Annotated in this window: 2 protein-coding genes; both read left to right on the top strand. The window is 33.6% G+C overall.

Going from position 1 to position 1225, the window contains the following annotated elements; all coding sequences use genetic code 11:
* A partial coding sequence (locus tag RB160_RS23905; protein WP_316572956.1) for an HAD hydrolase family protein occupies positions 1–631 on the top strand: 631 nt, incomplete at its 5' end.
* 152 nt (positions 632–783) lie between these two features.
* Positions 784–1225, top strand: a 442-nt coding sequence (locus tag RB160_RS23900; protein ID WP_316572948.1) for a coiled-coil domain-containing protein, incomplete at its 3' end; no start/stop codon positions are given.

Raw genomic sequence — 1225 nt, 5'->3', positions numbered from 1 at the left:
AGAATTCAGTATGAATGGTGTAACACAAAATGAAATTTTAACCGCGTTAAAGGAAACTTTGTTTCTCAATGATTATCCTGTTACTAAGGGTTCGATTCATGAACAAGAGGTATTTTTATTGTGTTTGTTTGCAAATGATGGAACTGTTGAGAAGTACATCCAAAAATTCCCTCAACTAACATTTAAAAGGTGGCATCCATATGTATTGAATGTTTTGCAGGAGGATGTGTCAAAGTCTCTGGCTATCCTGAAAACCCTAGAANGTTCGATTCATGAACAAGAGGTATTTTTATTGTGTTTGTTTGCAAATGATGGAACTGTTGAGAAGTACATCCAAAAATTCCCTCAACTAACATTTAAAAGGTGGCATCCATATGTATTGAATGTTTTGCAGGAGGATGTGTCAAAGTCTCTGGCTATCCTGAAAACCCTAGAATTCTTTGGGATTGATAAATCGGAGGCAATTGCTTTCGGTGATGGGGAAAATGATATTGATATGCTGGAATTTGTTGGCCTGGGTATTGCAATGGGGAATGGGAATGAAAAGTTGAAAAACGTTGCAGATTTTATTACGAAGAAATCTAGTGAAGATGGTATTCATTATGCGTTAAAAGAGTACGGAATAATTTGAAATAACTAATTGATTTAGTTAGTGATTATGCATGCAAGAAGTTACTTATCTTTTGGAACAATCGAAGGATTCGGTTCAAAAAGGATTCTTTATTTTTAGCTCGAATTTAACAATGACGTATGCTTTAGAGCGGATTTATTAGGGGGATGAGGATGAATAGATTATTTCTTTTGATGATTATTTGCAGTATTACAATAATTACAGGTTGTAAAAATAGCGAAGGGGTTGTTAGTCAACTAAAAGAAGAAAAAGAAAAACTAACATTGAGCCTAAGTGAGAGTGAAAAGACCAGAGATGAACTAAATAAAAGAATTGCAGACTTGGAAAAACAGCTTGAGACTAATAAAAAGGAAAAAGAATTGTTTAGTACTATTAGTAACTTATCAAAAGATTTTGTGAAAGCCCATACTTCAGGTGATAAGGAAAAAATCCAATCACTCGTTTCAGATGACCTTTTCATTGAAGAAAAGGAGAATAAGCTTTATATCAATAATAACGCTAATGATCAATGGTTGTTGTATCCCTTCAGTGGTAAGCAATTGGATGATTGGGTAATTCAGGGATTCCAATATAATAGTGATAGTGATACTTATT

It is taken from the genome of Neobacillus sp. YIM B06451, from assembly GCF_032667185.1.
GTDB lineage: Bacteria > Bacillota > Bacilli > Bacillales > Cytobacillaceae > Bacillus_D.
The sequence above is the reverse complement of the archived record's forward strand: the minus strand, read 5'-3'. Positions and strand labels throughout refer to the sequence as shown.